This window comes from Chitinophaga flava (genome assembly GCF_003308995.1).
GTDB classification, from domain to species: Bacteria; Bacteroidota; Bacteroidia; order Chitinophagales; family Chitinophagaceae; genus Chitinophaga; species Chitinophaga flava.
In genome coordinates this window covers 727,652-754,120 of the sequence record NZ_QFFJ01000001.1, presented here as the reverse complement: position 1 = coordinate 754,120, position 26,469 = coordinate 727,652, and the positions used below count along the sequence as shown (strand labels likewise).

21 protein-coding genes are annotated in these 26,469 nt (G+C 45.9%); 19 read left to right on the top strand and 2 right to left on the bottom strand.

Annotation, left to right across the window (positions count from 1 at the left end; genetic code table 11):
* The first annotated feature begins 12 nt into the window (after window positions 1-12).
* The 17 genes from ccsA (at window position 13) to DF182_RS02680 (ending at window position 18,343) form a co-directional block, all read left to right on the top strand.
* Window positions 13-2,541: a cytochrome c biogenesis protein CcsA gene (gene ccsA, locus DF182_RS02760; protein WP_113614152.1), complete on the top strand. Its 2,529-nt coding sequence runs from the start codon at window positions 13-15 to the stop codon at window positions 2,539-2,541.
* Window positions 2,542-2,603: 62 nt separating this feature from the next.
* Window positions 2,604-3,605 carry an alpha/beta hydrolase gene (locus tag DF182_RS02755; protein ID WP_113614151.1) on the top strand — a complete coding sequence of 334 codons (1,002 nt, stop codon included), beginning with the start codon at window positions 2,604-2,606 and terminating at the stop codon, window positions 3,603-3,605.
* Between the two features lie 65 nt (window positions 3,606-3,670).
* Window positions 3,671-4,318 (top strand): DUF4294 domain-containing protein, encoded by a 648-nt coding sequence (locus tag DF182_RS02750; protein ID WP_245957358.1) that lies wholly within the window; start codon window positions 3,671-3,673, stop codon window positions 4,316-4,318.
* 17 nt (window positions 4,319-4,335) lie between these two features.
* Window positions 4,336-4,833 carry a hypothetical protein gene (locus tag DF182_RS02745; protein ID WP_113614149.1) on the top strand — a complete coding sequence of 166 codons (498 nt, stop codon included), beginning with the start codon at window positions 4,336-4,338 and terminating at the stop codon, window positions 4,831-4,833.
* A gap of 48 nt (window positions 4,834-4,881) precedes the next feature.
* A complete protein-coding gene (gene bshB1, locus DF182_RS02740) occupies window positions 4,882-5,610 on the top strand; it encodes a bacillithiol biosynthesis deacetylase BshB1 (RefSeq protein WP_113614148.1) in 729 nt (242 codons plus the stop codon).
* Between the two features lie 912 nt (window positions 5,611-6,522).
* A complete protein-coding gene (locus tag DF182_RS02735; RefSeq protein ID WP_113614147.1) occupies window positions 6,523-7,077 on the top strand; it encodes a peroxiredoxin in 555 nt (184 codons plus the stop codon).
* 74 nt (window positions 7,078-7,151) lie between these two features.
* On the top strand, window positions 7,152-7,739 hold the full coding sequence (locus DF182_RS02730) for a carboxymuconolactone decarboxylase family protein (protein ID WP_113614146.1): 588 nt from the start codon (window positions 7,152-7,154) through the stop codon (window positions 7,737-7,739).
* Between the two features lie 205 nt (window positions 7,740-7,944).
* Window positions 7,945-8,181 carry a 50S ribosomal protein L28 gene (rpmB, locus tag DF182_RS02725; protein WP_113614145.1) on the top strand — a complete coding sequence of 79 codons (237 nt, stop codon included), beginning with the start codon at window positions 7,945-7,947 and terminating at the stop codon, window positions 8,179-8,181.
* Between the two features lie 30 nt (window positions 8,182-8,211).
* On the top strand, window positions 8,212-8,394 hold the full coding sequence (rpmG, locus tag DF182_RS02720; protein ID WP_089896023.1) for a 50S ribosomal protein L33: 183 nt from the start codon (window positions 8,212-8,214) through the stop codon (window positions 8,392-8,394).
* A gap of 70 nt (window positions 8,395-8,464) precedes the next feature.
* Complete coding sequence (locus tag DF182_RS02715) at window positions 8,465-8,638, top strand: DUF4295 family protein (protein ID WP_113614144.1); 174 nt, start codon at window positions 8,465-8,467, stop codon at window positions 8,636-8,638.
* Window positions 8,639-8,876: 238 nt separating this feature from the next.
* On the top strand, window positions 8,877-9,839 hold the full coding sequence (gene ftsY / locus DF182_RS02710) for a signal recognition particle-docking protein FtsY (RefSeq protein WP_113614143.1): 963 nt from the start codon (window positions 8,877-8,879) through the stop codon (window positions 9,837-9,839).
* Between the two features lie 213 nt (window positions 9,840-10,052).
* The gene (locus DF182_RS02705) at window positions 10,053-10,931 is read left to right on the top strand and encodes a cupin-like domain-containing protein (protein WP_113614142.1); all 879 of its coding nucleotides are present in this window, start codon (window positions 10,053-10,055) and stop codon (window positions 10,929-10,931) included.
* A 248-nt stretch (window positions 10,932-11,179) separates the two neighbouring features.
* Entirely contained in the window at window positions 11,180-12,487 is a 1,308-nt protein-coding gene (gene rimO / locus DF182_RS02700) for a 30S ribosomal protein S12 methylthiotransferase RimO (protein WP_113614141.1), read from the top strand.
* Between the two features lie 79 nt (window positions 12,488-12,566).
* The gene (locus DF182_RS02695; RefSeq protein WP_113614140.1) at window positions 12,567-14,336 is read left to right on the top strand and encodes a DEAD/DEAH box helicase; all 1,770 of its coding nucleotides are present in this window, start codon (window positions 12,567-12,569) and stop codon (window positions 14,334-14,336) included.
* Between the two features lie 143 nt (window positions 14,337-14,479).
* Window positions 14,480-16,420, top strand: a complete 1,941-nt coding sequence (glgB, locus tag DF182_RS02690; RefSeq protein WP_113614139.1) for a 1,4-alpha-glucan branching protein GlgB — start codon at window positions 14,480-14,482, stop codon at window positions 16,418-16,420.
* 302 nt (window positions 16,421-16,722) lie between these two features.
* Window positions 16,723-17,628, top strand: coding sequence for a DUF4382 domain-containing protein (locus tag DF182_RS02685; RefSeq protein ID WP_113614138.1), 906 nt, complete (start codon window positions 16,723-16,725; stop codon window positions 17,626-17,628).
* Window positions 17,629-17,743: 115 nt separating this feature from the next.
* Window positions 17,744-18,343 carry a toxin-antitoxin system YwqK family antitoxin gene (locus DF182_RS02680; protein WP_113614137.1) on the top strand — a complete coding sequence of 200 codons (600 nt, stop codon included), beginning with the start codon at window positions 17,744-17,746 and terminating at the stop codon, window positions 18,341-18,343.
* A gap of 1,109 nt (window positions 18,344-19,452) precedes the next feature.
* Here the strand turns inward: DF182_RS02680 and DF182_RS02675 are convergent.
* Window positions 19,453-21,855, bottom strand: a complete 2,403-nt coding sequence (locus DF182_RS02675; RefSeq protein ID WP_113614136.1) for a glycoside hydrolase family 31 protein — start codon at window positions 21,853-21,855, stop codon at window positions 19,453-19,455.
* Between the two features lie 239 nt (window positions 21,856-22,094).
* Window positions 22,095-22,970, bottom strand: a complete 876-nt coding sequence (locus DF182_RS02670) for a WD40/YVTN/BNR-like repeat-containing protein (RefSeq protein ID WP_147243325.1) — start codon at window positions 22,968-22,970, stop codon at window positions 22,095-22,097.
* A gap of 372 nt (window positions 22,971-23,342) precedes the next feature.
* Here DF182_RS02670 and DF182_RS02665 point away from each other — a divergent pair, with 372 nt between their 5' ends.
* Window positions 23,343-24,596 (top strand): ligand-binding sensor domain-containing protein, encoded by a 1,254-nt coding sequence (locus tag DF182_RS02665; RefSeq protein WP_147243324.1) that lies wholly within the window; start codon window positions 23,343-23,345, stop codon window positions 24,594-24,596.
* Window positions 24,559-26,451, top strand: coding sequence for a sensor histidine kinase (locus tag DF182_RS02660; protein ID WP_113614133.1), 1,893 nt, complete (start codon window positions 24,559-24,561; stop codon window positions 26,449-26,451). Before DF182_RS02665 ends, DF182_RS02660 begins: the two co-directional genes overlap by 38 nt.
* Window positions 26,452-26,469: the final 18 nt, after the last annotated feature.

Below are 26,469 nucleotides of genomic sequence, written 5' to 3'. Positions count from 1 at the left end.
TATACCATTCTCATGAAATTTGAAGGGGAACACTTATTACCGGGCCAATTGGGCCATTTCTTTGCCATCCTGGCTTTTGTAGCATCACTGGTAGCCACCGTATCCTATTATAATGTCGTAAAGATCAAAGAGCCGTTAGCACGCGACTCATGGAAGAAGCTGGCACGCTGGGCTTTTGTAATCCAGTCAGCTGCTGTGATCGCTGTATTTACCTGTCTCTTCTATATTCTGTTTAATCACTATTTCGAATATAAATACGCCTGGCGCAATACTTCCCGCGACCTCCCCGTACAATACCTCTTTTCCAGCCTCTGGTCTGATCAGGAAGGTAGTTTCCTGCTCTGGAGCATCTGGAACAGTATCCTGGGCATTATCCTGATCCGTACGTCCAAAGACTGGGAAGCTCCGGTAATGACCGTCTTCTCCCTGGCACAGCTGATCATGGCGAGCATGCTCCTTGGTATCTTTATTCTCGGTTATAAAGTGGGCAGTAATCCGTTTATGCTGCTCAGACAGGCTACCGAAAACCAAGGTGCACCTATCTTCCAGCAGGCGGACTATATGCAGCATATCCATGATGGTAACGGCCTGAACGTGACCCTCCAGAACTACTGGATGGTGATCCACCCGCCGATCCTCTTCCTGGGTTTTGCCTCCATGATCATTCCGTTTTCCTTCGCCTTCGCTGGCCTCTGGACCCGCGATTATACCGGCTGGGTAAAACCCGTACTGCCCTGGACCCTTTTCGCAATTATGCTGCTGGGTACCGGTATCATGATGGGAGCGGCCTGGGCTTATGAATCACTCAACTTTGGTGGTTACTGGGCCTGGGATCCTGTGGAAAACGCGTCTCTCGTGCCCTGGCTGACGATGGTAGCCGGCCTGCACACCCTGCTGGCCTATAAGCATTCTGGTCATGCACTGAAATCCACTGTTTTCTTCTTCTTTATCTCCTATGTACTGATCCTGTACTCTTCCTTCCTCACCAAAAGTGGTGTGCTCGGAGATACTTCCGTACACTCTTTCACCGATATGGGAATGACTGCCCAGCTGCTCTTTTCCATGCTGGTGTTTACCGTTCCTTCTATCTACCTGCTTATTGCACGCAGGAAAGAGATTCCAGGCAACAATAAAGAAGAAAGTACTTATTCCAGGGAGTTCTGGTTGTTTGTGGGCTCGCTGATCCTGCTGATCGCAGCTATACAGATCACCTTTACCACTTCTATCCCCGTATGGAACAAACTGCTTGATCTCACCGGCCTGAAAAGTCTGTTCAAAATGGACGATATCGCTCCTCCATCTGACGTAATGTTCCACTACAATAAAATCCAGATCTGGATTGCCATTGTACTGGGCGCGCTGACGGCTGTGGTACAGTTCCTGAAATATAAAGACACCCCCAAAGGGTTTCTGACCAAAAAAATCTGGGTACCTACCTTGCTGTCTGTGCTCTTTACAGCACTGATTGCCTGGAAAGGGACTATTACTTACGATAACTATGGTGCCGGTTTCCTTACGGCTATCTATATTATGCTGTTTACCAGCATCTACGCTATTGTGGCCAACTTCACCTACATCTTTGTGGGCATCAAGGGTAAACTGAAAAACGCCGGCGCTTCCGTAGCTCACATCGGTTTTGGCATGGTGCTGCTGGGGGCCCTGATCTCTTCCGCTAAAATGGAAGTGATTTCCATCGACAGGATGAAGATGCTGAATGATGGTTTCTTCAGAAAGGAAAGCAAACAGAATCCGCGCGAAAATATTATGCTGCCTAAAGATGTGCAGGTACAGATGGGAGATTATCACGTAACCTATGTAGGTGATTCCACTGCCAAAGGGGATCCCAAAACCTACTACGTGATGAACTACGTGCGCAAGGATAAACAAACAGGAGAAGTAAAGGAAAGATTTACCCTGTATCCTGATGCATTTGTAAACAGGAAAGAGAATGCTTTGTCTTCCAATCCTGCTTCCAAGCACTACTTCACAAGAGATATCTTCACCTATGTATCTGCCGCGCCTAACAAAGCAGAAGCCGCTGCTGCCGATACTACCGGTTATACAGTCCATGAAATCAAAGTTGGGGACTCCGTATTCTTCTCCAAAGGTTTTATGGTGCTTAAAGGACTGAATACACAACCAGCCAGCAAAAACTACGTGCCGGAGAAAAATGACCTGACCGTAGGGGCTCAGCTGGAAGTGCATACACAAACCGACGACAGCTTCAAACTGGAGCCTATCTATTATATCCGCGACAGTAGCTACCAGTACAGTGTAGAAGATACGCTGGCTGCGCTGAATCTGAGCGTACGTTTTGCGAGGATCATGCCTGCAGAAAACAAGATAGAGCTGAAAGTGAAGGAAGCTGCCGGTTTCAGTGACTATGTAGTGATGAAAGCCCTGGTATTCCCGTACATCAATGTACTGTGGCTGGGTGTGATTGTGATGGTGATAGGTACAGGTATGAGCATTGTACAACGTACCAGAAGGACTGAAAAAGCCGGAAGACAGGAAAACCAGCGGAAAGCAGTCAACATTTAAGGATTTTTTGATTTATTAATACAGATCCCCTGATAATTTAATCAAACAGCAAGATCCTCACTATGAAGCGTTTGCTGCGCATATTACTGGTACTTATCGTCGTGCTGGCCATATTGTACCTGGTGGGGCCCAGGCCCGCCACCCCTGTTTATTCGGCGGTACTGCCGGCGGTGCCTCAGGATGGCCAGGCGCTGGAGCAATATATCCATCAAAAGGAATCCCGTCACCGGCTGAAGCCGGACAATGAAGCCCGGATTGTATGGGCAGATTCCCCTTTTCATAAAACACCTTATGCGGTTGTATACCTGCATGGCTTTTCGGCCAGCCAGGAAGAGGGCGATCCCATACACCGTGATTTTGCCCGCCGTTATGGCTGTAATTTGTTCCTCAGCCGCCTCGACGGCCACGGTATCGATACATCGGATCCATTGCTGACGATGACCGCCACCGGCCTCTGGGAAGACGCCAAAGAAGCCCTTGAGATAGGAAAAGCCCTGGGCGACAAGGTTATTCTGATGGGCACCTCCACCGGAAGCACCCTTGCACTTAAACTAGCTGCGTCCTATCCCAAAGATGTATACGCTGTGATTAATATGTCGCCTAATATAGCCATCAACGATGACCTGGCCTTCCTGGCCAACGATCCCTGGGGGCTGCAGCTGGCACGGCTGGTAAAAGGCGGCAAATACAAGGAGTCCAACGATACCAGCCGGGAAAGGGCCCGATACTGGAACAACAAATACCGGCTGGAAGCTGTCGTACAGCTGCAAAATCTGCTGGAAACCAGTATGAAGCCCTCCACTTTTCAGCAAATACATCAGCCGGTGCTGAACCTCTACTATTACAAGGATGAAAAACACCAGGACCCTACCGTACGGGTGTCTGCCATCCTGAAAATGGAACAGGAGCTGGGTACCCCCGATAGTCTCAAAGAGGCGATTTCCATTCCAGGCGCGGGAGCGCATGTGATGGGCAGCCGGCTCACCGGACATGATCTGCCTGCAGTGGCCGGTGCCATCAACCGGTTTGCCGATGTCGTATTGAAAATGAAGCCGGTACATTGACCGCTTTGTCCAGCACTTTTTTAGTTGTCGTTTAATCTGAAATGTTTTTTAACTTGTGGTAACATTTGCCCATTAGCATCGTTAGATATTGTATGCACTGCCGCCGTAAACTCATTTTATCCGCCATCCTGATAACGGGCATTTCCCTTTGCCGGCAGGAAGCCAGCGCGCAGGAAGCACACGGTGCTGATACAATCCCGCTCCATGCTGTTGTTGTAGGTACCGACACTATTCCGGTGATCACCCTCGCCATCTTTGATGTGGTAGACAAAATGCCCAAAGCCTTACGGAAAGAAAAGGAACGCTATAACCGTTTACGGAATGCCGTATACGTCACCTATCCTTATGCGAGAACTGCAGCCCGACTGCTGCAGGATGTGAACGGCCGTCTGGCTACCATGTCCAGAAGGGAGCGTAAAGAGTTCCTGGCATCCAAGGAAAAGGAAATGAAAGCGCAGTTTGGTGACAAACTGCAGAATCTCTCCGTATACCAGGGTAAAGTGCTGATGAAGCTGATTAACCGGGAAACAGGCCAAAACTGTTACGAAATCATTAAAGAGCTGAAGGGTGGTTTTAACGCCCGTTTATGGCAAACAGTGGCCTTCTTTTTCGGAGGAAATCTGAAAAGTGAATATGATAAACAGGAAGATCATGATATAGAAGTGATCGTGCAGGAGCTGGAAATGTACCAGCGGTACCGCGCTTATAATTAAATGGCTATCTTAGCTATATGAAAGCACGGATATTGTTATTTAGCCTGATATTAACTTCCTTCAGTGCCCTGGCACAAAACGAAGAAAATGATGTGCCGGTATATGTGGTAGACAGTGTATTAACCACACAGGCCGCTATGGAAAGCATCTCTCCAGACCAGATCGGTCTTATCACCATTGCAAGAGGAAAAAAAGCAATTCTGAAATATGGCAGCCAGGCTGCCAACGGGGTGGTATATGTGGAAACGAAACCATTTGCCCGCAAAAGGGTGCGTCATCTGCTTAGTATGGCTTCTCCGGCCTACGACAGCCTGTTACGCCGCTACGGCAGTGACAGCAGCTTCCTCTATATCGTTAATGATAAACCAGTGACTCCGACAGACGAGACCCGTCTCATGACGGTGGACAATAAAACATTTGTTTCAGTGGAAATACTGTCACCCAAAAAGGTGGAAGAGTTGTATCATATCAAAAACCGCCAGGCTGGCGTACGCATCATCAGTACAGAAGAATGATGCTATCAAAAATTATTTCCCATCTTTGCACCTCAATTTATTTACAGCATGAAACTGGACATACTCGCGATCGCTGTACATCCCGACGATGTTGAACTGGGATGTGCAGGCACATTGATGGTACATGCGCAGCAAGGCATGAAAGTAGGTGTAATAGACCTTACCCGCGGGGAGCTGGGCACCCGTGGTACGCCTGAATTGCGCGTTAAGGAAGCGCAGGACGCTGCCAAAATCATGGGATTGGAAGTACGGGAAAACCTGGAACTGGCAGATGGTTTTTTCAGAAACGATACTATGGAGCAGATGGCTATCATCAGGGCCATCCGCAAATACCAGCCCGATATTGTGCTGGCCAATGCTATGGACGACCGGCATCCTGATCATGGCCGCGCTGGCAAACTGATTGCTGATAGCTGTTTTCTGGCAGGACTACGTAAAATAGAAACCACCGTTGACGGCATACCGCAACAGGCCTGGCGTCCTAAGCAGGTGTTCCATTTCCTGCAGGACCGTTATCATGAACCCGATTTTGTGGTAGATATCACGCCAGTGATGGAAAAGAAACTGGATGCAATCAAAAGCTTCAGTTCCCAGTTCCTGACTGCTAAAGACAATGAGCCGCAAACCTATATTTCAGGCAGTGGTTTCTTTGATAGTGTGGTTTATCGTGCCAAAATGCTGGGTAAAATGGTAGGGGTGGACTACGCCGAAGGATACACGTCCGCTAAAATGATGGGTATCCGCAATTTCGCTGACCTGATTAATGAAGTGACCTGATCAACGAAACGCTGATATAACGTTAAGGACAATACGTAATCGGCCATCTTGTCTGAAAAATATCCGGGGCTGACCATTGGTCAGCCTTTTTCATTGGATAAGGTACAAACTGTCATCTCCCAACAAAAGAAAAATCATCTCCACCAATCATCCCAAAAGAAAAAACATTCCATATGCCTATGTACCAGCCACAAACAATTGTTACAGAACAAAAGGCAAGCATCTCCACCAATCATCCCAAAAGAAAAACAGCCCCTAAATAATTAGCTATAAGTTATTCATCATCCTCTGTACCAGCCACAAACAATTTAGCCCCGGACTTTAGTCCGGGGAAAATTTATATGATGAATGATATAAAGCGAATCAATGCTGGGAACCGGGGGATAACAAGGGCAGGGGAGCTGCGGCGTATTTAGAAGTGCTAATGGGCAACATTACAAACCATACAGCAATAAAGTCCTGACCCCGGCAGGGGCATTTTTAATCGGCACAATGGGACCGGCTAAACACTAGATGAACAGATCCTTAGTAGCGTCAAATTCATCTGGTTTGATGATGCTGTTTTTAATAAACGGAATCAAAGCTAGTCCAATCGTAATAATCACCAGGAGTACGTATTTTTTTTTCATTTCCATGCTATTTGTCAGTTATAAAAATTCTCCGCTTATATAACTAAATAGCGTGCCAAAAAGTTACAGAAATGACATAAAAATGTTAAGTCAAGAAGAATTTTTTTGATTATAGGGAAATTGGGTGCAGATTGCTTTCCTGTCAGTGCGAAAATGGATATATATAGAGAAAGTCAATGTCTCATCTTAAAAATCTATTTGACTAATAATGAATGTAAAGTGATCTTTGCGCCGGCATTTAATACAAAGCCTTGACTGTAAATCAAAAAATCGAAATAGAATTATGAAAAATGTTATTTTATCCGTAGGGTCTGAGTTTCCCGAATTCAAAAAAACGGCAGTAGTTTCCATCGAAAAAGGTAAAGAGTTTTATGAGCTGACATCTGAGGAGCTGAAAGCTTCCGGTAAATGGATGGTGATGTTCTGGTGGCCTAAAGACTTTACATTTGTTTGCCCTACTGAAATCGCTGAGTTCAACAAACACTCACAGGATTTCGTTGACCGCGATGCAATCCTGATCGGTGCTTCTACTGATAGCGAGTTCGTTCACGCTGCCTGGAGAAGAGACCATGAAGATCTGCGTGATCTGAAATTCCCGATGCTGGCTGACACTTCCAAATCACTGGCTGGTGAACTGGGTATCCTGGAAACCAACGAAAAAGTGGCTTACCGTGCTACCTACATCGTAGATCCTCAGGGTATTGTACGTTGGGTTTCCCTGTACGACCTGTCTGTGGGCCGTAACGTGAAAGAAGTACTGCGTGTACTGGATGCTCTGCAGACAGATGAGCTGTGCCCTTGCAACTGGAACAAAGGCGAAGCTACCCTGGCAGTTTAATGTTATTTGAATAATTTTCGCAAAGCAGCAAAGCATCAACTTTGCTGCTTTGTTTTAAGATAAAGTGTATAACTATGTTTGCAACTACTAATCAGGATACAGCGGTACAACTGCTGGAAGCGGTAGGTTTGGCCGGTACGGCTCCTTCTGCGAGCCTGCAGGCGCTGGTGAATACCGATGCCCGTTACCTGAAAGATCTGAAGATAAATGTTACCAATGCCCTGAATGCGGGCACCCTTTCCAAAAAAGAGGCTTACCTGATCGGGGTGGCCGTGGGCGTTAATGAAAAACATGCCGGCCTGCAGGCTTCCTTCACGAAAATGGCTACTGCTGAAGGTGCTACTGAAAAGGAAATCGCGGAAGTGATCAGCTGTACTTCCCTGATGAATGCCAATAACGTGTTTTACCGTTTCCGTCATTTTGTGAACAAGGAGTTTTATACCACCACCCAGGCAGGTATACGGATGAGCATTATGGCCAACCCGGTTTTGGGCAAGGAGTTTTTTGAACTGTTAAGTCTTGTGGTATCCGCGCTGAACGGATGTGAAATGTGCGTAACTTCGCATGAGGAAGCAGTGGTGAAACATGGAACTGAGCCACTGCGTGTTTTAGAGGCGGTGCGCCTGGGAGCTGTTCTTCGTAGCCTGGTCGTATTAATATAAATTTTATATAAAAAAATCAACTTCGTCCGGACAGATGTAAATTCGTCCTGCAATTATTTGACTACCAATTAGTTGTACTGTGTTTATTGTTTAAGTAGACACCTGGGAATTAACAGATTTAGACGAATTGTGAATAAATTCATCTAATAATATTTGCAAAATCAATAAAATAGTTTGACTTTTGCATTCCTAAATTTTTTAAATCATGGCAAGAGTATGTCAGGTGACAGGAAAGAAGCCGATTACAGGTCACCATGTTTCCTTCTCCAACATTAAGACAAAGAGAAGGTTTCTGCCCAACCTGCAGAAAAAGCGCTTTTTCCTCGCGGAAGAAGACAAATGGATATCTTTAAAGGTGTCTGCTGACGGTTTAAGAACCATCAACAAAAAAGGTTTGTATGCAGTAGTCAAAGAATTGCGTGCAGCTGGTACGGAAATTTAATTCTAAGGACTCACTTAATTTGTATACAAAATGGCAAAAAAAGGTAACAGAGTACAGGTAATTCTGGAATGCACAGAGCATAAAACCTCTGGTCAGCCCGGAACTTCCCGTTATATCTCCAACAAGAACAAGAAGAACACTCCTGAGCGTCTGGAGTTGAAAAAGTACAATCCTATTTTAAGGAAAGTTACTGTACACAAAGAAATTAAATAATAATTGTTGATGGTGAATGGCTGTTCTGGGATAGCCATATAGCCATTAGACCATAAAAACAATCAATACAATGGCAAAAGCAGCTTCAAAGAACTCGAAAGTAAAAGATGCTAAAGCAGCAGCTGAATCAAAAGTGTGGACTAAGGTAATCAGAGCTGTACGCTCACCCAAAACCGGTGCATACACTTTTAAAGAAGCCATCGTGCACAAGGATAAAGTTCTGGAGCACGTTAACCAAAAGTAATTCGGCTTTACTAATAATACTGAAAAGCTGTCCCGTTAAAAGGACGGCTTTTTGTGTTGGTGCCAACAATACCCTCAAATATAACCGTAACTTTACCTCTTTATACATCCGGGTGCTATTGTTAACACAAAAGCTGTATTTTAGCAGCCTGTTTGGAACAGTTCGGAACAATGCTGCCTCAGCAGCCGGATAACTCAATAAAGGGAATCAATGAATTCCTGCCCAATTAAACTAAACTATGAGCTTTTTCAATAAACTTTTTTCCAGGGAAAAAAAGGAAAGTCTGGATCAGGGCTTGCAGAAAACCAAAGAAAGCTTCCTGAGCAAAATCGGACGTGCTATTGCCGGTAAGTCAACCGTTGACACTGAAGTGCTGGATAACCTGGAAGATGCGCTGGTATCGGCCGATGTAGGTGTAGATACTACCGTAAAAATCATTGACCGCATCGAACAACGGGTGGCTAAAGATAAGTACCTGGGAACCAGTGAGTTGAATAGGATATTAAAGGAAGAAATTTCATCGATACTGGTAGATGCACCCGATAGTGGTTTCCGCGATTTTGATGTGCCCGCTGATAAAAAACCTTATGTGATCATGGTGGTAGGAGTGAATGGTGTGGGTAAAACCACCACCATTGGTAAACTGGCCTACAACTTCAAAAAAGCAGGGAAATCCGTGCTGCTGGGTGCTGCCGATACCTTCCGTGCTGCAGCCGTGGATCAATTGACCATCTGGAGCGAAAGAGCCGAAGTTCCCATCGTAAAACAGCAAATGGGCTCCGACCCCGGTGCTGTGGCTTTTGATACCGTACAGAGTGGTGCGGCCAGGGGAGTGGACGTTATTATTGTGGATACTGCCGGTCGTTTGCACAACAAAGCCCACCTCATGGATGAGCTTGGTAAGATTAAAAGAGTAATGAAAAAAGTAATCCCGGATGCTCCTCACGAAGTACTCCTGGTACTGGATGGCTCTACCGGACAAAATGCAGTAGAACAGGCACGCCAGTTTACCGCAGCTACCGAAGTGACTGCCCTGGCTATTACCAAACTGGATGGTACAGCCAAAGGTGGTGTCGTACTGGCCATTGCTAACCAGTTTAAAATTCCGGTGAAATACATTGGTATTGGTGAAAAAATGGAAGATTTACAGGTTTTCAATAAAGAAGCGTTTGTTGATACGCTCTTTAGCATAAATGATTGATTTTTATAAGTTTGTGTGTGCTGTTTTTGAGATTAAATTAAGCCCACTTACAATTTTACTTTAGGTAAATGAAATATCCGGGCTGATCATGATAGTCCCGGATATTTTTTTTGGCCGCATTTTTGGCCCTGTGCAATTGGTTCGTTTATAAGCTGCATTTGTTACATTTGAATTATAGTATTTTTTTGTAATCCTACTTAACAATTCGTAGTTATGATCATAAGCAACATAGACCGAGTTGATGATATCACACCTGAGGAGTTTCGCAAAAATTATTATTTACCCCGTAAACCCGTTATTATCTCAGCAGCAGGGCTGAGCGAACAATGGCCTGCCTTCAGCAAATGGACCTGGGACTACTTCAAAAGCATCGTCGGCGACAAACTAGTGGGCGTTTATAACAACGAACGCGCAAGCGCCAGTACCCTGGTAAATGGAGCAGATGACTATATCACGTTTGGAGAATATATTGATATGCTGAAAAAAGGCCCGGTATCACTCCGGATCTTCCTGTTTAATATCTTTCAGCATGCTCCCCAGCTGGCACAGGATATTGTATGGCCCGACCAGTATGCCAAAGGATTTCTGAAAAAGTACCCCATGTTGTTTGTAGGCGGCGGCGGATCTGTGGCGCATATGCACTACGATATCGACTTGTCGCATATCTTCCATACTCAGTTCCTGGGACGTAAACGAGTACTGTTGCTGGAAAATAATCAGTCTCCCCTGATTTACCGTATGCCTTTTACCGTGGAAAGTGCGGCATCCTTTGTTAACTGGCACGAAAAGCTGGATACCGAACATTTTCCGGCACTGGCCCATGCCAAAGGTTATACGACCATCCTCAATCACGGTGATACCATGTTTATGCCGGGCGGCTACTGGCATCATATGGAATACATGGACAGCGGGTTTGCCATGAGCCTTCGTGCGATGGATGCGTCCCTCGCTGGTAAGCTAAACGGACTTTACCATATAGTGGGTCTCCGGGGTATGAATAACCTGATGATTAAACTGGCCCCCCAGTGGTGGTTCCACTATAAGCGTAAACTGGCCCGTGATCGTGCTGAAAAAGCACTCCATTTTATTTAATTATTTTGTTATTTGATTGTTTGGGCATTTACTTTTCTCTGACAATCAATGATCAAATAATCAAATAACAAAATCTCCAAATTTTATAATTCCCATTTCTTTTCATACCTTTGCACCTTCCTTACTCAACCCCCACTAAGGCTCAAAGTCACGTACAGTAAGTCTGCTGTTTTATTCAATTAGTGTCTGTGTGTCTTCGTGGCGGTGCCGGTCAAAAAAAATGACCGCATGCTCTAAAACATTCGCCCTTGAAGACGAAAACTTTAAAGAAAGACAAGGTTAACATTATTACGCTTGGTTGTTCGAAGAACATGGTAGACTCAGAAGTGCTGAGCGGGCAACTGCTGGCCAATGAGATCGATGTGGTGCATGAAAGCACTAAACGCGACCACAATATTGTGGTGGTAAATACCTGCGGTTTTATTGACAAAGCAAAAGAAGAATCCATTAACACCATCCTGGAACAGGTAGAACTGAAACAACGTGGTAAGCTGGACAAGGTTTATGTAACCGGTTGTCTGAGCGAACGCTACCGTGGCGACCTGGAATCAGAGATTGGCGGTGTGGATGCCTGGTTTGGTACCATGGAACTTCCTTTACTGCTCAAAAAATTTGACGCTGACTACAAATCCGAACTGATAGGAGAACGTTTGCTGAGCACACCTTCTCATTATGCTTATCTGAAGATCGCGGAAGGTTGTAACCGTACCTGTTCCTTTTGTGCCATCCCCCTGATGCGTGGTGGACACGTATCCCGCCCCATTGAGGAGCTGGTAAAGGAAGCCGAAAAGCTGGTACGCTCCGGTGTAAAGGAAATTATGCTCATCGCACAGGAACTGACCTACTACGGTCTGGATCTGTACAAACAGCGCCGCCTGGCCGACCTCATGAGGGCACTGGCCGCCGTGGAAGGACTGGAATGGATACGCCTGCACTATGCTTATCCCACCAAGTTCCCAATGGAAGTGCTGGACGTGATGAACGAATTCCCTAACATCTGCAACTATCTGGACATGCCGCTGCAGCACGCTTCCAATGCCATGCTGAAAGCCATGAAACGCCAGATTACCCGTGAAGAGATAGAAGAACTGGTTCATAACATCCGCGCCAAAGTACCCGGCATCTGCTTGCGTACCACCCTGATCGCCGGATTCCCCGGTGAAACGGAAGAGGATGTAGAAGAACTGAAAGGCTTCCTGGAAAGAATGCGTTTTGACAGGGTAGGGGTATTCACCTATAGTCATGAAGAAGGTACCAGTGCTCATGCACTGGAGGACAACATCCCTGCTGAAGAAAAAGAAAGAAGAGCACAGGAGATCATGGAAGTGCAGCAGGAAATCTCCCTCGAAAAAAACCAGGAAAAGGAAGGTAAAGTATTTAAGGTAGTCGTAGACAAAAAAGAAGCAGGCAGATACCTTGCCCGCACCGAATTTGACTCCGTGGAAGTAGACAATGAAGTGATCATTAATACCACCAAACGCCTGAAACCGGGCGACTTCGTGGAAGTACGTATCACCAAAGCGTTTGATTACGACCTGGAAGGTGAATTAATTTAGAAAATATTTCCAACGGCCGGTCGCCAAGGTGGCGAAAGGCTTTACATGGCTCCCGACGGAGCCCGATTAATGCAAATCAATGACAACATTCGAATCACTGGGCTTACAAGAGCCTATTTTAAAGGGAATTACGGACCTGGGTTTCGTTTCCCCAACGCCCATCCAGGAACAGGCTATTCCCGTACTTTTAAGTGGTGACCGCGATTTCGTAGGACTGGCCCAGACGGGCACCGGTAAAACCGCTGCTTTTGGCTTACCATTGCTGCAGCAACTGGACCTGACGATCAACAAACCACAAGGCCTGATCCTGTGCCCTACCCGTGAACTGTGTCTGCAGATCACTAATGACCTCAAAAATTTCAGCAAATACCTCGGCGTAGTAAATATTGTGGCGGTATATGGCGGTTCCAGCATCGTGCAGCAGCTGCGCGATCTGAAAAGAGGTGTACACATCGTAGTAGCTACTCCCGGCCGTCTGCTCGACATCATTGACCGTGGTGCCATCAACTTCGATAACGTACGCTACGCCGTACTGGACGAAGCAGACGAAATGCTGAACATGGGCTTCCAGGAAGACATTAACAGCATCCTGTCCAACACTCCGGAAGCTAAAACTACCTGGCTGTTTTCTGCTACCATGCCCCAGGAAGTGCGTCGCATTGCCAAAAAATACATGGAAGATCCCTTCGAACTGACTGTAGGGACCAAAAACAGCGGTAACGCCAACATCGAACATGAATATTACGTGGTACGCCCACGCGAAAGATATGCTGCCCTGAAACGTATCGTGGACTACAACCCCGATATCTTCGGTATCATCTTTACCCGTACCAAAATTGAGTCTCAGGAGATTGCAGAATCCCTGATCAAGGACGGGTACAATGCAGACGCTCTGCACGGTGACCTTACCCAGCAACAGCGTGATAAGGTAATGAAACGTTTCCGCGAAAAAGCACTGCAGGTGCTGGTAGCGACCGACGTTGCTGCCCGTGGTATCGACGTAGATAACGTAACACACGTTATCAACTACGATCTGCCTGATGACGTGGAAAACTACACACACCGTAGTGGTCGTACCGGAAGAGCCGGCAGATCTGGTGTCTCTATCGCTGTTATCGGCGGCCGCGACATCGGTAAAATCCGTCAGATCGAAAGAGTAATCGGTAAAAAATTCGTGAAAGCAGAAGTGCCGGATGGTTTCGCCGTTTGCGAAAAACAACTGTTCGGACTGGTACATAAAGTACACAACGTAACTGTTAACGAAGAACAGATCGAACCATACCTGGAACGCATATACGAAGAGTTTGCATCCATGACCAAGGAAGAGCTGATCAAACGCTTTGCTTCCCTGGAGTTCAATCAGTTCCTTGAGTACTACCAGGATGCACCAGACCTGAACGTAAAAGACGACAAACGTTCTGGCGAAGAAGGCCGCGATCGCAGAAGCAGCGGTAAATTCACCCGTCTGTTCATCAACCTCGGTTCTGTAGATGATTTCACCCGCGGTGATATGCTCCGCTACCTGTGCGACAACACTGGTTTGCGTGGTAATAAAATCGGCCGTATCGACCTGAAAGGTGTTTACTCTTTCTTTGAAGTGGAAAATGATGAAGTAGAAAAAGTGACCCAGAGCTTCAAAAAAGTAGAGTACAACGGCCGCAGCGTGCGGATCGAAATGTCTCAGGACGGTGATAAACGTGGTGGTGGTCGCAGCTATGGCGGCAACCGTGAAGGTGGTGGCGGCAGCCCTCGTAAGAGAAGCTGGTCTCCTGGCGGCGGTGGTGCCCGTACCGGCGAAAAACGCGAGTTTTCCGGTGGTGGCAGACCTCCGTTCAAACGTAAGTACTAATTAAGTATTTAGATAATTTAGGAGATAGGGATTTGGATTTATCCAAATCCCTATCTTTTTTGTCATCTATCCGACAAGTATCCGGTCATTTCGCGAAATTTAAACTATCTTGTTTATCAAGAACACCCAATTCACACGTTACTATGACCGGAGTTATCAATCGCCCTTTGCAGACTGTACAACCATTTTCCCTCTTTTCTTCCGGTGATATTGCCTTGTTTCAGGCAGGCTCTCATTACCGGCTATACGAAAAATTCGGCGCACATACCCTAGAATACGAAGGAGTGCCTGGTACCTATTTTGCGGTATGGGCACCCGATGCAGCATTCGTAGCTGTTATGGGTGATTTTAATCAATGGGACCATTACACCCATACCCTGTTGCCCCGCTGGGACAACTCCGGTATATGGGAAGGTTTTGTGCCAGGTGTAGAAGCCGGCTCGCTCTATAAATATTTTATCCGCTCCAATAGCGGAGAAGTATTGCAGAAAGGTGATCCCTTTGCCACCCGCTGGGAAGTACGCCCCCAAACAGCTTCCATTGTGCATCCCCTTGATCATACCTGGAACGATAAAAAATGGATGCAGGGCCGTAAAGCCCACAACAGCCTGAATAGCCCTATTGCTGTATATGAAGTACACCTGGGCTCCTGGCGCAGGCCAGACCCTGCCAATGAAGAGCTCTATTATTCCTATGGTGAAATAGCAGCCATGCTGGTGCCATATGTGAAAGAAATGGGCTTTACCCATGTGGAGCTGATGCCTGTCATGGAACATCCGTTTGACGGTTCCTGGGGCTACCAGCAGACAGGATATTATGCTGCTACCTCCCGGTATGGCACCCCTCAGGAATTTATGGATATGATAGAGGCCTTCCATCAGGCAGAAATAGGGGTGATCCTGGACTGGGTACCTTCCCATTTCCCCCATGATGCCCACGGCCTGTACCGGTTTGATGGTTCGCATGTGTACGAATATGCGGATATGCGTAAGGGTTATCATCCGGATTGGAACAGTTATATCTTCAACTATGCACGCAGTGAGGTCCGTTCCTTTTTGTTAAGCAACGCTATCTACTGGCTGGACAAATTTCATATAGACGCTCTGCGGGTGGATGCGGTAGCTTCTATGATCCATCTGGATTATTCCCGGGAGAGAGGCGCCTGGGTGCCTAATGAGCTGGGTGGTAATGAAAACCTGGAAGCCATTAGTTTTCTGAAGAAACTGAATGAGACCGTTTATGCGTTGTTCCCCGATGTGCAAACCATCGCGGAAGATTCTACCAATCATTATGGCGTGTCCAGACCTACTTTTATGGGAGGACTGGGATTTGGAATGAAGTGGATGATGGGATGGATGAATGACACGCTGGACTATTTTAAGAAAGATCCCATACATCGTAAATGGTACCAGAACGATCTCACCTTTAGTCTGGTGTATGCATTCAGTGAGAATTTCATGCTGCCGCTGAGCCATGACGAAGTAGTACACGGCAAGTCTCCCTTATTATATAAGATGCCCGGCGATGAGTGGCAGAAATGCGCTAACCTGCGATTGTTGTACGGTTATATGTATACGCATCCCGGTACCAAGTTATTGTTTATGGGTGGTGAGTTTGGGCAGACTTCAGAATGGAATCACAAAGGTGAACTGGACTGGCATCTGCTGAAATATGCAACACATAAAGGGATTCAGGATTTTGTAAAAGACGTCAACCTGGTGTACCGTCAGTCTACCGCTTTATATGAATTGCAGTTTGAAGCAGAAGGATTTGAATGGATGACAGTGAATGATTATGATAATTGTGTGCTGGCCTATGTTCGTCGTGGTAAGGCTGCCGGTGATTTGTTGCTGATAGTACTGAACATGACACCGGTGCCCCGTGAGCAGTATTCGGTGGGCATTCCACAGGGAGGAATATGGGAAGAAATATTAAACAGTGATCATTCTAAATATTATGGAAGCGGGGTGATAAATAGTGGTCCCCAGAAAGCGGTGAAACAATTTTATAACGGACGGGAATACACCCTTACCCTGCGTCTTCCGCCATTGGGTATAACCATACTGAAACCTGTTACTGTATAATTGTTTGACATACACTCATTTTAAATCCTGTGACGGTAACTGCCGTCGCAGGATTTTTATTTTAACATTGTTTAAACTTTTATCTGTTTACTCCATCTATTACATGAACGTTTAGTGCAATAGCAATAAGAGGAGAGATACTAACGTTTCTTTATAGCATTTAGCATTAGTCATTAGCTTCAATACAGAAGTGCCGATGAACCTGAACCTACAGCTGGACACACATCAACAGACAGGTATATATGCTGCTACTTGCTATTTGCATCAGCCATATATTTTTTATTGTATAAAACCATCTATTTATGAAAAATGCTCTCCTGAAGCGAGGTTTGCTGGTAGTTTCTATTGCGCTATTGGCAGCCGTACTCTTGTATTCCTGTAAGAAAGACCAGTCTTCATCCAATGAGCCGATTCCCCAAAATCAGCAAAAAGTAAGTTTGTTTCTTTCTGATGATCCTGGTTTGTTTGACAAAGTATTGTTGGACATCCGTAAGGTGGAAGTGTTGGTAGACACTTGCGGTAACAAGGATGATGAAAGCTGGAACGACCGCGATCGTTGCTGGTGGGATGAAGATCACGATCATGATCGCCAGGGCCGGGACAGTTGCCTGGTATGGGATTCGCTGAACATTCATCCTGGTGTGTACGACCTGCTCACACTCAGAAATGGTGCGGATACTTTACTGGCCGGTGGTTTGGTCAAAAAAGGTGTGATGAAACAAATCCGTATCACTATTGGCAACAACAATTCCCTGGTGAAAAACAGTGTAACCTATCCGGTTGCTTCTGTTGCCGGACAATCCAAAATTATTATAAGGATAAGGCATGATGAATGGGACGAAGTATCTTCCAGCAATCTGCAGCTGTGGCTGGACTTCGACATTCAGCGTTCCATCATTAAGACATGGAATGGCAAGTTTATCCTGCGTCCGTATATCAACGTATTCACTATCCTGAAAATGGGCAGTCTTTCTGGTCGCGTTACACCATGGGATGCCTACCCTGTGATATCTGTTTATAACAGTAATAACGACACACTGTATGCTTTGCCCTGGAGAAGTGGCGAGTTTAAAGTGCGCGGTCTGAAAACAGGTACCTGGAACGTATTTATAAATACTTCCAACGGGTACAAAGACACGACTATTACGAATGTGAAAATTGAAAGGGGTAAGGATACCAAGCTGGGAGATATCAAGCTGCATCAATAGTAACGCAACTAAAAAAACAAAAAGCCGGTGTTCAGGAGAAGGAACACCGGCTTTTTTATGTCATTATTTTAAATATATGGTTAAAATATTTAACTTGTGATAAAACAACGGTATTATGAAGCAACTGTTTATCGTGGTATTATTACAGATGTTGATCGTGGCAGCTGGCCAGGGCCAGGCGCGGAATCAGAAGGATGCACAGCAGCGCCGGCAGGGGTATTGGGTGGAAGAAGTACCGGAGCTGAGAGGAGAGCCGGGTTATATCTGGGAAGGGAATTATAAAAACAGTCGTAAAGAAGGTCTCTGGAAAAAGACTTCGCTGGGAGGCAATATTATGGCCGAAGAAACCTATAAGAACAATGTTCTGGATGGTTATTGCAAATACTTTTATCCAAATGGTAAACGAAGTGAAGAAGGTGCATATCTGGCCACAGAAATAGAAGGGCAGCGGGATACCGTGATGGTAGTAGATCCGGTGACACAGCGGGAAACACCGGTAGAGATAGTGCGGCAGGGCAATTCAGTGAGGAATGGGGTGTGGAAGCTGTATGATGAAGAAACAGGAAAAATGGTAAAGGAATACTATAAAAGAGGTGAGCTGGTAACACCGGAGGATATGGGAGAAGATAGCACAAATGTCGCAACACCCCCTAAGACTCCTGCTCCTGCGCACTTGCCTCATGAAGATGCCAACAAGCGGAAAAAGCGAGGCTAAGCGGATTGAACAAAATGAACGGGTTTCTGCCCTAAAATGACCGGCAAAAGTTGTCCATTTTAGCTATTTATTTTGTACTTTCATAAAAGAGGATGTGAGGAATAAGGCTTTGGTGGCAAAATGTGACCTATTTATTGTGAATCCTTTTTTAATTTGTTTGTATGAAAAACCTGATAATCAACCACGGAGATGGACATCATGAGTTGAATGGCCTCGAATCCACTCCAGACAGAACAGAGATTTTGTTTCGCGCAATTTTTATTTTACTTGTTTTTTGCGCATTGATATCTATTTTCTTTTTGTCGATCTTTTACTAAGACGTAGTATATAACTGCCGGATATTTTATTACGCGGTTATCACCTGATAACAATCCTACAGGTATAACAGCGTTATAGAATATCCGGTTTTTTTTGTGTTTTGCTAAATTGATTTTGCCTATTGAACGCTTTATAGTGGCATATTTGGTGGGATTACTTTAGAGGGATGTTTCTTGGATTTCTAAATTCAATGTAAACGTTATTGTTCATTTTGTTCATTCGTGACTTTACTGCTCCCGGGATTTTGTACTAAGCCATGAAGCCTTTACTTTTACAATCTCTAAAGTTGGCATAGGTTAGGAACCCGGCGGCAGATCTCTATCTGAGAGCCTTTTTCTTTTAAAACCTGCTCCACTGAATGTTATAATTTCTTACCACTTTTACGCATCTCATTTTAAAGTAACTACCTGCATTGATGATACATTATTCATGTGTCTGGTATGCTGCTAAATCTTGCCCTGTCTGGATTGCGAGGTATGCTGCTTGTTGGAAAATTTGAAATATCAGCAGGTGGCTGAGTATAGGAAGAGTCATGGTGTTGTACCAAAGACCTGAAGTGAGTAATAAGTCTCGTCGTGTTGTGCTGCGATCATTTTGGTAGGAATCCAATTTAATGAAGGGTCTTTTGTGGCAGAGATAATTGTATTACCGTGCAGAAGCTTATTGGTGTAATCGCTGATGATGGATGGTTGGCTGGATATTGCTCATGATGTGAAATGTCTTCCTGAAAATAAAAACCGGTCATGTCAATCTAAAAACAGATTCACATGACCGGTATAATAAAATCAGCATCAACCTCTGTTGATCACGATTTGTTCAAACCCACGGTCAGCTATAAACGAAATCGAACCATCTGACAAATAGTTATCGCTGTTTAAAGAGATAACGGTGCCGTCTACCGTTACAGTAGCTGCCTGGAAAGGGAGCCCGTGCAGGAAAATACGGTGATGGGTATACGATACTTCATAGTTAACGTAATATTTCTTTTTCAGTACAAACTGATCGGCAGTAGAAACTTGTTTAAAGTTGATAACATTGTACTGTCCGTTTTTATAACCATAATGATCACCGGCATCTTCATAGAGTACACTTTTCACGACTCCTTCACCATAGTAGACATGCAGCAACATTTCGGTGACAGGTGTTTCGTGGGTATACTGCATTTCCGGGTAACGGGGCACTACTGCGCCAGCTTTTACAAACAGTGGCATCTCTTCCAGCGGTGTGGGTACAGTTATATTTTGCCGGCCGGTGTACACCTTATCATTCCAGAAGTAATACCATTTCCCTTCAGGCAGGTAAACGTTTTTTTCCTTCATACCTTCTTCGCTGACATGGCTGATCAGCAATGCATCACCCAGCATAAATTCATGGCTGCAATTATGTGTGGCGGGATCATGCTGAGCAACAAATGCCAGCGGACGCAGCATGGGCGTACCGTTGGTCGCATATTGCCAGAAGGTGGTATACATATAAGGGAGTAGCTGGTAGCGTAGGGAAATGAATTTGGTGACTATTTTTTCATATTCCGGTCCAAAGCTCCAGGGCTCCTGATTAAAGCCGGTTTCGTTACTGGCGGAATGGGTACGCATCAGCGGGTGGAAGGAGGCCAGTTGTATCCAGCGGGTGTACAGTTCTCCATCAGGCTCGCCAATGAAACCGCCGATATCGCTGCCGGCGAAAGAGATACCTGATACGGAGAGACGTTGACACTGGATGGTGGCCAGCCAGAGATGTTCCCAGCTGGAGACGTTGTCGCCGGTCCACACTGAAGACCAGCGCTGGGCACCGGCATAGCAGGAGCGGGTGATGAGGAAAGGGCGGTTGGGCAGCAGGTATTTTTTCATACCGGCGGCAGTGGCTTTACTCATCAGATGGCCATATACGTTGTGTGCCCTACGGTGACTGACTTCTTCGCCGTCGTAGTCGTGGCGCACATCTTCGGGGAAGGTCCCCATTTCAAAAACGGCAGGTTCGTTCATATCGTTCCATACGCCACGTACACCTGTTTCGGCGAGACCCTTGAAGAGGCTGCTCCACCATTCCCGTACTTCGGGGTTAGTGAAATCAGGAAATACACATTTGCCAGGCCATACATCTCCTTCCATCAGCGCGCCATCGGCACGTTTGCAGAAATAGTTGTTTTTGATGCCTTCCTGGTAGATCGTATAGTCCGGATCTACCTTGATACCCGGGTCGATGATGACTACTATTTTGAAACCCTGTGCGGCGAGGTCTCTGATCAGGCCGGCCGGGTCAGGGAAATACTCTTTGCTCCAGGTAAAACAGCGGAAGCCCTCCATATAGTCAATGTCGAGATAGATGACATCACAGGGGATGCGGCGGTTCCTGAATTCGGCAGCGATCTCACGGACTCTTTTATCGGGGTAGTAGCTCCAGCGGCACTGGTGATATCCGAGGGTCCAGATGGGAGGGAGCTCCGGGGTACCGGTGATGCGGGTGTAGGCGGAGGCTACGTCCAGCAGTTCGGGACCATAGATGAAATAATAGTTCATTTCGCCGCCCCGGGCCCAGAAGCTGCAGGCATCTTCTCTTTCTTTCCCGAAATCGAAGATGGTACGGAAGGTATTGTCGAAGAAGATGCCGTAACCGATGCCGTTGTGTAGCCCGTAATAGAACGGGATGTTTCGGTACAGCGGATCTGTATCTTTCTGATAGCCGTAGGCGTCGGTGCCGTAGTTTTCGAGGCGTTTACCGCGAAGGTTCAGCTCGGTGGGTTTGTCGCCCAGTCCGTAAAAGCATTCATCTTCCTGTACCAGTTTGCTGCAATAAACGATTTTACCGCCTTTCTGCAGGTAGTGCTGCCAGTGGAAGCCCATTTCATCCTGGTTGATCACCTTGCCGTCTTTGTCGGTGATGGTGATGCGAAGGTTATCTCTGGCAATGAATACTTTCAGTACATCGGTATATATTTCAAAAGTTTCTTCCCATTCCTTGATGCCAAAAGTGATAGGAGATTCTTCGAGTGTGTCGCTGGTGGCGTAGGAAAAGTCACGTTGAAAGGTGCCATCGGCAGCATATCGGAAACGGATGATCTTGTCAGCGATCACCCTTACTTCCAGGATGGTTTCACTTGTGTAAAAGCAAAAATAGTTTCCTTCTTTTTTCCATTCCCTGATCGCGTCAGGATAGTGTTTGATACCGTATTTACTGGACGAGGTTTCAACTTGCATAATCTCTTTTTGTGAATCACGGGCAACAGATCCTTCTGTTGTCAACGGGCTTAAATTACATAAAAATTCGGGTAGTAGCAGTGTATCGCGTTAGAGGCCGATAATCCTGCGTTTACTGTTTAATTCTCTCGTTTGGCAAAAAAGACTGAAAATTGAGCGTATTAGTTACTAACTTCATATTACTAAATGTACTTTTTGCTTTAACCTATTTTTCGGTGCGCCTTTCCAGGAGCACCTTTTTATTTATGCCGGGATGGTGTGATTTCGAGCCTGCCAATAGTTTTTCCTGCTAAAAATACACGCTTCCCGTTTCTGGCTTTAGCGGCACAATTAAACCCTTCTCCAATTTTTTTCCAGTCCATTCCGCTGTTAACGGAAATATCGGTGCCGGAAGTGCCGGTGGTAATCAGCAGTTGAGGTGTAATATACGTTACGCAGGATTTGTACCCGCCGGGGGCTGTGTGTGGGGCGGTCCAGGTATGGCCGCCATCGCTGGTGAGCAGGCAGTTGTTGGCCCGAAGGGTATCATTTTTATAATCACCACCTACCGCAATGCCTCTGCGGGCATTGAGAAAGGCGATAGAAAAGACGCCGGTACTGGCTTGCCCCTGGATGATGGGAATCGGGAGACTTTCCCATTTTTTGCCGGCTTTATGAAGACGGGCCACTGTGCCACCGGTAGCAAAGCAGCGGTTGTCTCTGGTGGCTATCAGGCTGGTGCCGCTGGCGGCGAAGATGGCTTCTCCGGTGATCGCTTCGGGGGATATGGAAGGAGGATCCAACTGCCAGGTTTTGCCGCCGTCATGTGTGCGAAGCAACGTAAAATGTTGTTGCAGCGGATCGCCGATGGCTATTCCTTCCTTTTCATTATAAAAAGTCATGGCGTCGAAGAAGATGCCAGGTGTGGCATTGAAGTATACCTGTTGCCACGACTGGCCGCCGTCTTCAGTGAGAAAGAGATGGGCGGGTTCTCCGGCGTTGAGCACCAGCGCCTTACGGTCGTTGAACGCATACAGCGAGCGCCAGTCACAGCTATCACAGCCTTTTACCTGATGCCATTCCCAGCTGTCGCCGCCATTGATACTACGGCCTACCATGCCGCCGGTTCCAGACACCCATACTACATTATCGTCTACAACACTAAGGCCGCGTATGCTTTTAATGGGAGGATTATTAGTGATGATTTGGATATGATATGCTCCATTAGTTTGTTGGGCTCGTAAAAGTTGCAGGCCCCCTGCATATAGGAACAAGATCAGTGTAAGGCAAGTGCATTTCGCTGTAAGTGTCCACAGTAAAGCTTTTGAAGCAAATGAGCGAGGTCTTTGAATAAGTATGTTCATTAATTATAATGTTTATTTCCAATCTGTTAAACGGAAGAAAATTACAAAATAGCTACAAAGTGTGGAGCAGAATTATATATTTGCAAAAACAGCCTAAACCAGCTTACTGTCAATAACATAATCAGCGTGCTTCATTCCCGCCACTTGAAAAAACTTTTTCACCTGAGCCTGTGCGTCCTGATGGGCAGCATGTTGCATGCCCAGGAGAAACCGTATATTTTTGACAGCTATAGTGTAAACGACGGGCTATCACAAAGTACTGTTTTCGATATTACCCAGGATGATCAGGGTTTTCTTTGGATTGCCACACGGGACGGTATCAATCGTTTCGATGGTTACACCTTCAATGAATACCGGTACAAGCCCAGTTCCCAGCTCCGGGCAGGAGAAGGGAAGGGGGAGCTGGTACCACGGGGCAGCAATGGCAACAGGGCTGTTATCAACCGTTTCGATCTGAAAGGGTACAAAGGCTACTCCTTTTACAGAGACAGCCATCATCAGTTATTGCTGGCGCATAACAATGGCATCAGCATCTATGATAAATACCGCAACAATTTCCGTAATGTGTTGATCGACACTTCCAATGTCAATCCGCAGGAACGGGACAACAATATTAAGTTTAAAATACTGGGAGAAGATGTTGCTACCCGCTCGTTATGGGTATGGCGTCCGATGAAAGGGCTGTATGTGCTGGACGACAGCACTTATGCTACCCGCCGTATTATTATGTATCCGCCGCAGTTTCAGCGGATGGGTATTATTCCTGCAGCGTTACTGAAAGATGGGAATTCCATCTGGATGAATGGTGATGAGGGGGAGCTGCTGGCACTGGATATTAAAACATTGAGGTTGCATACCTATTGTCTGCCCGGAGTGGGTAAGAACCCGATCATGCGCAACCTCAATGCCGATTCATTGCTTATTGTGAGTGAAGGTCATATCACCTTGTTCAATAAACGCAAAAATAAGTTCAGCGATCTCAACTATGACTATAAGAACGAATGGGGAGAAGCTTTTACGCCCAATGTGATGGAAATAGATCATGAGGGAAATGCGTGGATTGGAGGAACAGATGGAATATTAATATATAGTATTGCCAGGAATGAAATCATACGGCATATTGTAAGCTTCAATACATTTGAGACGAGGTCGTTCAACCTGGTTAGCTACCTGTACCGGGACGGTTCTGACAATATGTGGGTAGGCACGGATGGAGACGGGATGAAAAAATATTCTCCGCATAAAAAGGTCTTTAATCTTTATCGTTCTCCCTATATCTCGCACAATATGGTGCATTCCGTATATAAGCACGATGATGGCAAACTCTATGTGGGCCTGGTGCGTGACGGACTGAACATTTATGGGGAAGGGGGGGCGTTTTCTGGAGCGTATCAGTAATGAATTGTATCCGCATAAGTTTCCGGGTAATGATCTGGGCGCTATCTGCCGGGAAAATTTTGAACATCTGTGGCTGCATTTTTCCAGTATGCATATTGGGTTGTTTAATGTGCAGACCAAAAGTTTTTGGGACCTTACCAATAAAGTGATGGCGCTGGGCCTGCCGGTGCAGAGAGATATGTTTCCTTTCCTCTTTAAGCGGGCCAATGGAGAGCTGTATTTCAACTATGGCCGGTATTTGCTGCGTTTCGAGGAGAAAGGGAATGACTATGTGGTGTCTGTGGTGCATGATTTTAAGGATGAGTTGCTGACCACCTATTATGAGGATCATATGGGCAACCAGTACATCGGTACCAAGTCGGCGTTATATGTAAAACAGCTGACGGATGCCCGCTGGAAATATGTAGGGCTGCCGGAAGGTACTACGGTAAAGGCGATTAACAAGACTCCGCATAAAGAGCTGTTGGTGGCCACCAATAAGGGGTTGTTTATTTATGATGCCGCTGGGCGTTTGAAGATACATTATAACAGTTACGACTATCCGAAGCTGATCAATGATTATATGTACGGGGTGTTGCTGGACGATAAAGACCGTATCTGGGTGAGTCATAACAAGGGTGTGACACAGATTAATCCGGTAACAGGTGAGATCACGACCTTTAATCATGAAGACGGTTTGCAGTCCAATGAATTTAACACCGGTGCATTTTATAAATCGATAGATGGGGAGTTGTTTTTCGGCGGTATACGTGGAGTGAATGGTTTTTATCCGAAAGATTTCCGGAAAAACCCTTTTAATTCGAAGGTGATCATTCGTCGGATGGAGGTGCTGGACAAGCCATACGAGTCGGATACGGCTATTTCGTTGCTGAAGCGGGTGGAGCTGCCTTATAATCAGAACACTATTGCGATCGAGTTTGTGCCGCTGGAGTATACCAATCCGTTGAAGAACAAGGTGCAGTATAAGCTGGAGGGGGCTGACGAGGATTGGGTGGAAGCCGGTACTTTCCGGATGGCGCGTTATACCAATCTGCATCCGGGCAGTTATGTGTTTAAGGTGAAGGCTTCCAATAATGACGACAGCTGGAATACGACGCCTACCACGTTGGAGATTGTGATACGGATACCATTCTGGCAATCGTTATGGTTTAGATTTTTATTGTTATTGTTGCTGTTAGGTATTGCATATTATTTCTCTACATTGTATCTTGATTATAAAATAAGGCACGAAAAACTGAAACTGGAAAAAGAGCAGGCGGTAGATCAGGAGCGGGCGAGAATTTCCAGTGATATGCACGATGATCTCGGTTCTGGTTTGTCCACGATCAGACTATTGAGTGAAATTGCCAAAAGAAAGATACCGGATACCTCACAAACAAAGGAGATTGAGCGTATTAGTGAAACAGCCGGGGAGATGATCGACAAGATGAGTGAAATCATCTGGGCGATGAATTCTTCCAATGACTCCCTGGCTAACCTGATTGCGTACATGCGTAGTTTTGCGGCCGACTTTCTGGAGCATGCGCATATCTCGCATCAGTTCTTTATTCCTGAGGCAATTCCGGACATCAAACTGAGTGGGGGAACCCGCAGAAATATCTATCTTGCTGTAAAAGAATCATTACACAATGTGGTAAAACATGCAAAGGCTACAGAGGTGATGATAGAAGTGAAAATGCATAAAAACATGACGATAATGATCAAGGATAATGGTAAGGGGTTTGATCAGGAGAAGGTCCGCTTATTCGGCAATGGTTTGAAAAATATTCAGAAACGGATGATGGCAGTAGGGGGCAATGCTGACATAACTTCGAACAATGGAACAATAGTTTTTCTCGATATCCCACTAAATTAACATACATTTGTTTTAAGT

Bases quoted from the DNA above. Each gene is read 5' to 3' on its own strand.
- ccsA (WP_113614152.1), top strand. From the start codon at position 13: ATGAAATTTGAAGGGGAACACTTATTACCGGGCCAATTGGGCCATTTC.
- DF182_RS02755 (WP_113614151.1), top strand. From the start codon at position 2,604: ATGAAGCGTTTGCTGCGCATATTACTGGTACTTATCGTCGTGCTGGCC.
- DF182_RS02745 (WP_113614149.1), top strand. From the start codon at position 4,336: ATGAAAGCACGGATATTGTTATTTAGCCTGATATTAACTTCCTTCAGT.
- bshB1 (WP_113614148.1), top strand. From the start codon at position 4,882: ATGAAACTGGACATACTCGCGATCGCTGTACATCCCGACGATGTTGAA.
- DF182_RS02735 (WP_113614147.1), top strand. From the start codon at position 6,523: ATGAAAAATGTTATTTTATCCGTAGGGTCTGAGTTTCCCGAATTCAAA.
- DF182_RS02730 (WP_113614146.1), top strand. From the start codon at position 7,152: ATGTTTGCAACTACTAATCAGGATACAGCGGTACAACTGCTGGAAGCG.
- rpmB (WP_113614145.1), top strand. From the start codon at position 7,945: ATGGCAAGAGTATGTCAGGTGACAGGAAAGAAGCCGATTACAGGTCAC.
- rpmG (WP_089896023.1), top strand. From the start codon at position 8,212: ATGGCAAAAAAAGGTAACAGAGTACAGGTAATTCTGGAATGCACAGAG.
- DF182_RS02715 (WP_113614144.1), top strand. From the start codon at position 8,465: ATGGCAAAAGCAGCTTCAAAGAACTCGAAAGTAAAAGATGCTAAAGCA.
- ftsY (WP_113614143.1), top strand. From the start codon at position 8,877: ATGAGCTTTTTCAATAAACTTTTTTCCAGGGAAAAAAAGGAAAGTCTG.
- DF182_RS02705 (WP_113614142.1), top strand. From the start codon at position 10,053: ATGATCATAAGCAACATAGACCGAGTTGATGATATCACACCTGAGGAG.
- DF182_RS02695 (WP_113614140.1), top strand. From the start codon at position 12,567: ATGACAACATTCGAATCACTGGGCTTACAAGAGCCTATTTTAAAGGGA.
- glgB (WP_113614139.1), top strand. From the start codon at position 14,480: ATGACCGGAGTTATCAATCGCCCTTTGCAGACTGTACAACCATTTTCC.
- DF182_RS02685 (WP_113614138.1), top strand. From the start codon at position 16,723: ATGAAAAATGCTCTCCTGAAGCGAGGTTTGCTGGTAGTTTCTATTGCG.
- DF182_RS02680 (WP_113614137.1), top strand. From the start codon at position 17,744: ATGAAGCAACTGTTTATCGTGGTATTATTACAGATGTTGATCGTGGCA.
- DF182_RS02675 (WP_113614136.1), bottom strand. From the start codon at position 21,855: ATGCAAGTTGAAACCTCGTCCAGTAAATACGGTATCAAACACTATCCT.
- DF182_RS02660 (WP_113614133.1), top strand. From the start codon at position 24,559: ATGGGGAAGGGGGGGCGTTTTCTGGAGCGTATCAGTAATGAATTGTAT.